Origin of the sequence: Azonexus sp., assembly GCF_036170495.1 — a bacterium.
Classification (GTDB): Bacteria; Pseudomonadota; Gammaproteobacteria; order Burkholderiales; family Rhodocyclaceae; genus Azonexus.
The window spans coordinates 13,978-21,757 of record NZ_JAVHPH010000140.1; the positions used below are offsets into that span (position 1 = coordinate 13,978).

Here is a 7,780-nt window from a genome sequence, read left to right on the forward strand (position 1 = left end):
CATTGCTGACGGCGCTGCTGGCCTACTGGATCACGCGGCGCGGCCTGCTGCCGCAGGCCGAGGACATGCTGGCGCGGGCCGGCGAGGTCGAGGGCTACCTGGCTGGCGGTCGTCTGGCGCCGGTTGCCGTCGGCGCGACGCTGACCATCGGCAACTATCTGGCCACGCTGGTGGTTGTTGAATACCTGCAAAAAAATCCCGGCAGCCGGGTCGATCTCAGTGTCTGCAACACGCAGCAAGTGATTGAGCGCCTGTGCCGCTTCGAGCTCGATCTCGGCCTGATCGAGGGCGAAGCCAGTGATTCCGACCTGATTTTCGAACCCTGGCTTGATGATGAACTGGTCGTCTTCTGCGCCCCGTCGCATCCACTGGCGGCGGCCGGATTGGCGCGGTCGACCGGGCTGGCGAGGCAAAAATGGATCGTCCGCGAACCGGGGTCGGGTACCCGCGCCCTGTTCGACCGGGCCATGCGCGCCATCAGCGTCGATCCCGATGTCTGTCTGCAGCTTGAGCATACCGAGGCGATCAAGCGCGCCGTCGAATCCGGCCTAGGCGTCGGCTGCCTGTCCCGGCTAGCGCTGCGCGAAGCCTTGCGGCGTGGCAGTCTGGTCGAGATCAAGACGCCGGAACTAGCGCTGCGCCGCCGTTTTCAGTTTGTTCGTCAGCGCCAGCGCCATGTCAGTGGCGCGACCCAGAAGTTCATCGAAGAGTGCCGGCTTTTTTCGGCCGGAGCCACGGATACCAGCGAACTGGCCTTGCCCTTCATCCCCTGAGCCGGACGAAAAAAAGGCGGGGTCTACCGACCCCGCCCTGATGTGAATTGGCGAAATTACTTGCTGTCGCTCTGCAGGTTCTTGAGCAGATCGGCCGCTGAGCTGTCGTCGTCCTTCTTCACGTCGGGCTCCTCCTCGCTCTGTTTCATCAGCGAGTCGAGATCGACCGCAGCCGGCGCCTTGCCTTCCTTCTCCAGACGCTGCTGTTCCTTTTGCGCCGGGTCGCCGTAGCTGACGATGTTGGGGGAGATGATGATCAGCGAGACCATGATGATCTGGATGCAGACGAAGGGAATGGCGCCCCAGTAAATGTCGGTGGTCTTGATCGACGACGGGGCTACCGAGCGCAGGTAGAACAGCGCGAAGCCGAAGGGCGGATGCATGAACGAGGTCTGCATATTGACCGCGAGCAGCACGCCGAACCAGACCAGATCGATACCCAGCTTGTCAGCCACCGGGGCAAGCAGCGGCACGATGATGAAGGACAGCTCGAAAAAGTCGAGGAAGAAGGCCAGCACGAAGACCAGCAGGTTGACCACGATCAGGAAGCCAGCCTGACCGCCGGGCAAGCCGAGCAACAGGTGTTCAACCCACAGGTCGCCATTGACGCCGCGGAAGATCAGACCGAACACCGTCGAGCCGACGAGGATGAAGATGACAAACGACGACAGCTTGCCGGTGGTTTCCATGGCTTGCTTGAGCAGTTTGAAACTCAGGCGCTTGCGGGAGATAGCCAGAATCAGCGCCCCGGCTGCGCCCATGGCGCCGCCCTCGGTCGGCGTCGCGATACCGAGGAAGATCGTGCCGAGAACCAGGAAAATCAGAACCAGTGGTGGGACCAGCGTGGTCAGCACGCGGAGCAGCAGCTTGAAACCGCGCAGGGTGCGCGCTTCTGGCGGCAGCGCCGGACACGTGGCTGGCTTGACGATGGAGAGAATGAAGACGTAGCCGACGTATAGCGAGGTCAGAACCAGGCCGGGGATGAAGGCGCCTTCGTACATGTCGCCGACCGACTTGCCGAGCTGGTCGGCCATGATGATCAGCACCAGTGATGGCGGGATGATCTGGGCCAGCGTGCCGGAAGCGGCGATGACGCCAGAGGCCAGTCGCTTGTCGTAACCGTAGCGGAGCATGATGGGCAGCGAGATGAGGCCCATTGAGATGACCGAGGCAGCAACGACGCCGGTCGTCGCCGCGAGCAGCGCGCCGACGAAGATGACGGCATAGGCCAGGCCGCCGCGAATCGGGCCGAACAACTGGCCGATGGTGTCGAGCAGATCCTCGGCCATGCCCGATCGTTCAAGGATCAGCCCCATGAAGGTGAAAAACGGGATGGCCAATAAAGTGTCGTTGGCCATGATGCCGAAAATCCGCTCCGGCAGCGCTTGAAAGAGTGCCGGGTGGAGCAGGCCGAGTTCAATGCCGACCAGGCCGAAAAGGATGCCGTTGGCGGCCAGCGCGAAGGCGACCGGATAGCCGAAAAGGAGGAATAAAACGAGCGCGCCAAACATCAGCGGCGCCATGTTGGCAATCATGAACTCGGCCATTATTTGGCCTCCTGTGCTTTGGCGGCAGCAATGGCGGCGGCCAGTTCTTCTTCGGCCGTCGGGCCTTTTTCCTTGTGGTTCGGGTCGTCAATGCGTCCGGCCAGAAAGGCGATGCGCTTGATCAGCTCGGAAATGCCCTGCAGGGCGAGCAGAAGGAAGCCGATCGGCAGCAGGATCTTGACCGGCCAGCGAATCAGTCCGCCGGCATTGGCCGACATTTCCTGAATCTTGTATGACTCGGCGACCAGCGGCAGCGATAGCCAGAGTACGACGACGACCATGGGCAGCAAAAAGAAAAGGGTGCCGATGATGTCGATGACGGCGAGGCCGCGCGGCGACAGCTTGCCGGAGAGGACGTCGATGCGCACGTGCTCGTTTTTTTGCAGGGTGTAAGGCGAGCAGAGCAGGAAAACGGCGGCAAACAGGTACCACTGGATTTCCAGCAGGCCATTCGAGCTGTCGTTGAAAACAAAGCGGTAGCTGGCATTGCCGGCGCTGATCAGGGCCATGATCAGGACCAGCCAGAACGCGCTTTTGCCGACGTGCTCATTGAGCCAGTCGATCAGCTGCGAGAGCTTGAGCAGAAGGGTCACGAAAAGTTCTCCTCGATTGATAGAATTCCCGGCTTCTGAAGTGGCCGGGGTTAAATGGATAATCCCAAGGCTTGCAATTTACAGCGAAGGCGAACGACAAAAAATGGTGGAAATCCCTACAACCCGGCCAACACACATCTGTCTGGTGCGTCACGGCGAGACCGAATGGAATGCCGAGCGCCGGATCCAGGGGCAAATCGACATCGGCCTCAACCCCACCGGGGTACACCAGGCCATGGCGGCCGGCCGTTGGCTCAAGCCGGCCGGCATTGTCGCGCTCTACAGCAGCGATCTCCGGCGGGCGTGGACGACGGCGCAAGCGATCGGTGCCGAACTTGGGCTGCTCCCGACGCCGGTGCCCGAAATGCGGGAACGGCGCTACGGCGTGTTCGAAGGGCTGACCTACGACGAGGCGAAAGCCAGGCACCCAGACGGCTATGCTGCCTTCGAAGGACGCAACGCCGACTACGCTTTCGAGAACGGCGAAAGCCTGACCGCCATGTTCGAGCGCGTCACCGGCAAGCTCGAGGAACTGGCGGCCCGGCATCCCGGCCAGACCATCGCCATCGTCCTGCATGGCGGTGTGCTCGACATCATCAACCGATTTGTCCGGGGCAACCCGCTGGAAACGCCGCGCGACTTCCTGATTCCCAACGCCGGCATCAACTGGATTGCCACGGTCGACGGCCAATGGAGCCTGAAAACCTGGGGTGAAACCGACCATCTGGAGCCGGGCGCCCTCGACGAGCTTCCGGCGTGATAAAATCCGACCCCTTTTCAATGGCTTGAGGCATTCCCCATGTTTTCCGCGAAAGACACCCTGGCAAAAGTTGACCCTGAACTCTGGCAGGCCATTCAGGCCGAAAATCAGCGTCAGGAAGACCACATCGAACTGATCGCGTCCGAAAACTACGTGAGCAAGGCCGTCATGGAAGCCCAGGGCTCCCAGCTCACCAACAAGTACGCCGAAGGCTATCCCGGCAAGCGCTACTACGGTGGCTGCGAATACGTCGATATCGCCGAGCAGATCGCCATCGATCGCTTGAAAAAACTGTTCGGCGCCGAGGCGGCCAACGTCCAGCCGAATTCCGGTTCGCAGGCCAATCAGGCCGTGCTCATGGCCTTTGCCAAGCCGGGCGACACGATCATGGGCATGAGCCTGGCCGAAGGCGGCCACCTGACCCACGGCATGGCGCTCAACATGTCCGGCAAGTGGTTCAACGTCGTTTCCTACGGTCTCGATGCCAACGAAGCCATCGACTACGACAAGATGGAAGCGCTGGCCCGCGAGCACAAGCCAAAGGTCATCGTCGCCGGCGCCTCGGCCTACGCCCTGCGCATCGACTGGGAACGCTTCGCCAAGGTGGCCAAGGAAGTCGGCGCCATTTTCTGGGTGGATATGGCCCACTACGCCGGCCTGATCGCCGCCGGTTTCTACCCGAACCCGGTGCCCTTCGCCGACGTCGTGACCTCGACCACGCACAAGACCCTGCGCGGCCCGCGCGGCGGCGTCATCCTCATGAAGGCCGAGCACGAAAAGGCGCTCAATTCCGCCATCTTCCCCGGCCTGCAAGGCGGCCCGCTGGAACATGTCATCGCCGCCAAGGCTGTCGCCTTCAAGGAAGCCGCAGCGCCGGAGTTCAAGCGCTATCAGGAACAGGTCATCAACAACGCCCGCGTCATGGCCCGTGTGCTCGGCGAAGAGCGCGGCCTACGCATCGTTTCCGGGCGCACCGAAAGCCACGTCTTCCTGCTCGACCTGCGCGCCAAGAACATCACCGGCAAGGAAGCCGAAGCGGCTCTCGGCCGCGCCCACATCACGGTCAACAAGAACGGCATCCCGAACGATCCGCAGAAGCCGTTCGTCACTTCCGGCATCCGCATCGGCTCGCCGGCCATGACGACGCGCGGCTTCACCGAAATCGAAGCCGAGACGATCGCTCATCTGGTTGCCGACGTGCTTGAAGCGCCAAACGACGAAGCTGTGGCCGCTACCGTGCGTGCCAAGGTTGCTGCCTTGTGCGCGAAGTTCCCGGTCTACGGCGCGTGAAAATTCCAGCGCTTGCCCACACGGTGTTGCCTTGTTCGGGCGGCGCGCTGAAATTTTCAGGAGTTTGAGGTGAAATGCCCATTCTGCGGCCACGATGAGACGGCGGTCGTCGATACCCGCCTCTCCGACGAGGCGGACGTCGTACGTCGCCGCAGAAAGTGCAATGCCTGCGACAAGCGCTTCACGACCTACGAGCGGGCTGAAATTCAGCTGCCGCAAGTGGTCAAGAAAAATGGCCTGCGCACCGAGTTTAGCCGGGCCAAGCTGCGCGCCAGTCTGGAACTGGCGCTGCGCAAGCGGCCGGTGTCGATCGAATCGGTCGATGCGGCGGTGGCCGATATCGAAGAAAGATTGCGCTCGGCCGGAGAGCGCGAGGTGACGACGCAGCAGTTGGGCGAACTGGTCATGCGCGAACTCAAGAAGCTCGACAAGGTGGCCTACATCCGCTTCGCCTCGGTTTACCGCAATTTCGAAGACGTGGATGCCTTCTCGAAGGCCATTCGCGAAGTTTCGCCCGCGTCTGCCAGCACCCCAAAGAAAAAATGAGCTTTTCAGCCGTCGACCACGGCATGATGGCGCGCGCCCTGCAGTTGGCTGAACGCGCTCTGTGGACGACCTCGCCCAATCCACGCGTGGGCTGTGTCGTGGTTCGTGACGGTGAAATCGTTGGCGAAGGCTGGCACGAGAAGGCCGGTGAGCCGCATGCCGAAGTCCATGCCCTGCGCGCCGCGGGTGAGAAGGCCAAAGGCGCCACGGCCTACGTGACGCTCGAGCCATGCAGCCATCACGGCCGCACGCCGCCCTGTGCCGAGGCGTTGATTGCCGCTGGTGTTTCGCGTGTCGTGGCGGCGATGACTGATCCGAATCCGCTGGTGTCTGGCAAGGGCCTTGCCTTGTTGCAGGCGGCCGGCATAGCGACGGCGAGCGGTTTGCTGGAAAACGAGGCGCGCGAACTGAACATCGGTTTCATCTCGCGCATGACGCGTGGCCGGCCGTGGTTGCGCCTCAAGGCCGCCGCCAGTCTGGATGGAAAGACGGCTCTCAACAACGGCGTCAGCCAGTGGATCACCGGCCCGGATGCGCGCCGTGACGGTCACGCCTGGCGGGCCCGGGCCTGCGCCATCCTGACCGGTATCGGCACGGTGCGCGACGACGATCCAAGTCTGACCGTGCGCGATGTAGCAACGACGCGCCAGCCTTTGCGCGTGGTGGTCGATAGCCGGCTGGAAATTGCCCCGACGGCACGTATTCTGCAAGGGGAGCCGGTGCTGATCGTCGGCGCCGTCGACAATGCCCAAAAAATGGCCTTGCTACGGTCAACCGGAAATTTTGTCGAAATTCTAAATAACGGCAGCGGCAAGGTTGACCTCAAAGCCCTGCTCGAATTGCTCGCCCAGCGCGGCATCAACGAGGTTCACGCCGAAGCCGGCTTCAAACTTAATGGTTCGTTGCTGCGCGAAGGTCTGGTCGATGAGTTGTTGCTTTACCTGGCGCCCTGCCTGATCGGCCACGATGCGAGCGGGCTGTTCAATCTGCCTGAACTGACGTCGCTAGACGGCAAGCGGCGCTTGAAGATTCGCGACCTGCGTCAGCTTGGCGAAGATATTCGCCTGATCGCCCGTTTCCCTTAGCTCCGCACACGGCGCAATCGCCATCTTTTTTGAAGCGGACGGTGCGCCATTCCATGGTTAGCGCATCGAGCAGCAGCAGTCTCCCGGTCAGCGTTTCGCCAATGCCGGCCGCCAGCTTGAGAGCTTCGGCCGCCTGCATGGTGCCGATGATGCCGGTCAGCGGCGCGAAGACACCCATCACGGCACAGCGCACTTCCTCGGCATCGTCGCCCTCGGGAAACAGGCAGTGGTAGCACGGTGAATCGTCGCGGCGCAGATCGTAGACGCTGATCTGACCGTCGAAGCGGATGGCCGCACCGGATACCAGCGGTTTGCGGTGATGGACGCAGGCGCGGTTGATGGCGTGCCGGGTGGCGAAGTTATCGGTGCAGTCGAGGACGAGGTCGGCGCTGGCGACCAGCGCATCGAGCGCTTCGCCCGATAGGCGCTGCTGCAGCGGAACGATCTCGATGTCAGGATTGATGGCGTTCAGCGCCTGCCGCCCGGATTCGGCCTTGGCCATGCCGACGCGGGCCTGGGTGTGGATGATTTGCCGTTGCAGGTTGGTGAAGTCGACCGTGTCGTCGTCGACCAGCGTGATCTTGCCGATCCCGGCCGAGGCCAGATAGAGTGCCGCCGGCGAACCAAGACCGCCGGCGCCGATGATCAGTGCATGGGTGTCAAGAATGCGCGTCTGGCCTTCGATGCCCAACGCATCGAGCAGGATGTGCCGGCTGTAACGGAGAAGCTGCTCGTCGGTCATGTCGTCGGTAGTTGTTCGTTATTAGTCGCTAGTCGGGATCAGTTGCGAACGACTACTTGCTATCGACTAACAACTATTTGTATTCCCGCCACTCCGGCGGCGTGTCATCGTGGTCACCGTGCGGGTGGTGTTCCCAGGCGTTGACGTAGGCTTCCTGAGCCGAGCGCTTGAGGTGTTTTTCCGGGGCGCCGATGTTATGTAATTGCGTGTCTTCGACGTAGTAAATCAGGGCCCGGGTCAATTTCGTGAACAGCGTGTTGTCGAGATGAAAACCCTTGTCGACCAGATGCTCGTCCAGTTCGCGCAGGGTATGTTGTTGCAGGTCGTAGCTGACACCCAGCGAGCGTCTTTCAAACCGGGCCTGAACCTCAACTTCGTCCAGGTGCTGGAGATCATCGGCCGCCTCGGGCACCTGGCCCGGGGGGAACTTGGAGAACAGAATTT

General features: G+C 61.9%; 9 protein-coding genes. 5 read left to right on the plus strand and 4 right to left on the minus strand.

Going from position 1 to position 7,780, the window contains the following annotated elements; translation table 11 throughout:
* Positions 1 to 773: LysR substrate-binding domain-containing protein (locus tag ADADOO_RS04435; RefSeq protein WP_511275348.1), on the plus strand; the 773-nt coding region annotated here is incomplete at its 5' end.
* Positions 774 to 829: 56 nt separating this feature from the next.
* Here ADADOO_RS04435 and ADADOO_RS04440 read toward each other — a convergent pair.
* On the minus strand, positions 830 to 2,320 hold the full coding sequence (locus tag ADADOO_RS04440; protein ID WP_511275350.1) for a TRAP transporter large permease: 1,491 nt from the start codon (positions 2,318 to 2,320) through the stop codon (positions 830 to 832).
* The gene (locus ADADOO_RS04445) at positions 2,320 to 2,913 is read right to left on the minus strand and encodes a TRAP transporter small permease subunit (RefSeq protein WP_511275351.1); all 594 of its coding nucleotides are present in this window, start codon (positions 2,911 to 2,913) and stop codon (positions 2,320 to 2,322) included. Before ADADOO_RS04445 ends, ADADOO_RS04440 begins: the two co-directional genes overlap by 1 nt.
* A gap of 103 nt (positions 2,914 to 3,016) precedes the next feature.
* On the opposite strand from ADADOO_RS04445, the gene ADADOO_RS04450 reads away from it, so the two are divergent.
* From ADADOO_RS04450 to ribD, 4 genes are all read left to right on the plus strand, one after another.
* The gene (locus ADADOO_RS04450) at positions 3,017 to 3,673 is read left to right on the plus strand and encodes a histidine phosphatase family protein (RefSeq protein ID WP_511275353.1); all 657 of its coding nucleotides are present in this window, start codon (positions 3,017 to 3,019) and stop codon (positions 3,671 to 3,673) included.
* 39 nt (positions 3,674 to 3,712) lie between these two features.
* The gene (glyA, locus tag ADADOO_RS04455; RefSeq protein ID WP_511275355.1) at positions 3,713 to 4,963 is read left to right on the plus strand and encodes a serine hydroxymethyltransferase; all 1,251 of its coding nucleotides are present in this window, start codon (positions 3,713 to 3,715) and stop codon (positions 4,961 to 4,963) included.
* 69 nt (positions 4,964 to 5,032) lie between these two features.
* Entirely contained in the window at positions 5,033 to 5,509 is a 477-nt protein-coding gene (gene nrdR / locus ADADOO_RS04460) for a transcriptional regulator NrdR (protein WP_511275357.1), read from the plus strand.
* The gene (gene ribD, locus ADADOO_RS04465) at positions 5,506 to 6,594 is read left to right on the plus strand and encodes a bifunctional diaminohydroxyphosphoribosylaminopyrimidine deaminase/5-amino-6-(5-phosphoribosylamino)uracil reductase RibD (protein WP_511275359.1); all 1,089 of its coding nucleotides are present in this window, start codon (positions 5,506 to 5,508) and stop codon (positions 6,592 to 6,594) included. Before nrdR ends, ribD begins: the two co-directional genes overlap by 4 nt.
* Here the strand turns inward: ribD and ADADOO_RS04470 are convergent.
* Complete coding sequence (locus ADADOO_RS04470; protein WP_511275361.1) at positions 6,491 to 7,336, minus strand: HesA/MoeB/ThiF family protein; 846 nt, start codon at positions 7,334 to 7,336, stop codon at positions 6,491 to 6,493. The genes ribD and ADADOO_RS04470 overlap by 104 nt on opposite strands.
* Positions 7,337 to 7,409: 73 nt before the next feature.
* Positions 7,410 to 7,778 carry a hypothetical protein gene (locus ADADOO_RS04475; protein ID WP_511275363.1) on the minus strand — a complete coding sequence of 123 codons (369 nt, stop codon included), beginning with the start codon at positions 7,776 to 7,778 and terminating at the stop codon, positions 7,410 to 7,412.
* Positions 7,779 to 7,780: the final 2 nt, after the last annotated feature.

Bases quoted from the DNA above. Each gene is read 5' to 3' on its own strand.
- ADADOO_RS04470 (WP_511275361.1), bottom strand. From the start codon at position 7,336: ATGACCGACGAGCAGCTTCTCCGTTACAGCCGGCACATCCTGCTCGAT.
- ADADOO_RS04450 (WP_511275353.1), top strand. From the start codon at position 3,017: ATGGTGGAAATCCCTACAACCCGGCCAACACACATCTGTCTGGTGCGT.
- ADADOO_RS04440 (WP_511275350.1), bottom strand. From the start codon at position 2,320: ATGGCCGAGTTCATGATTGCCAACATGGCGCCGCTGATGTTTGGCGCG.
- glyA (WP_511275355.1), top strand. From the start codon at position 3,713: ATGTTTTCCGCGAAAGACACCCTGGCAAAAGTTGACCCTGAACTCTGG.
- ribD (WP_511275359.1), top strand. From the start codon at position 5,506: ATGAGCTTTTCAGCCGTCGACCACGGCATGATGGCGCGCGCCCTGCAG.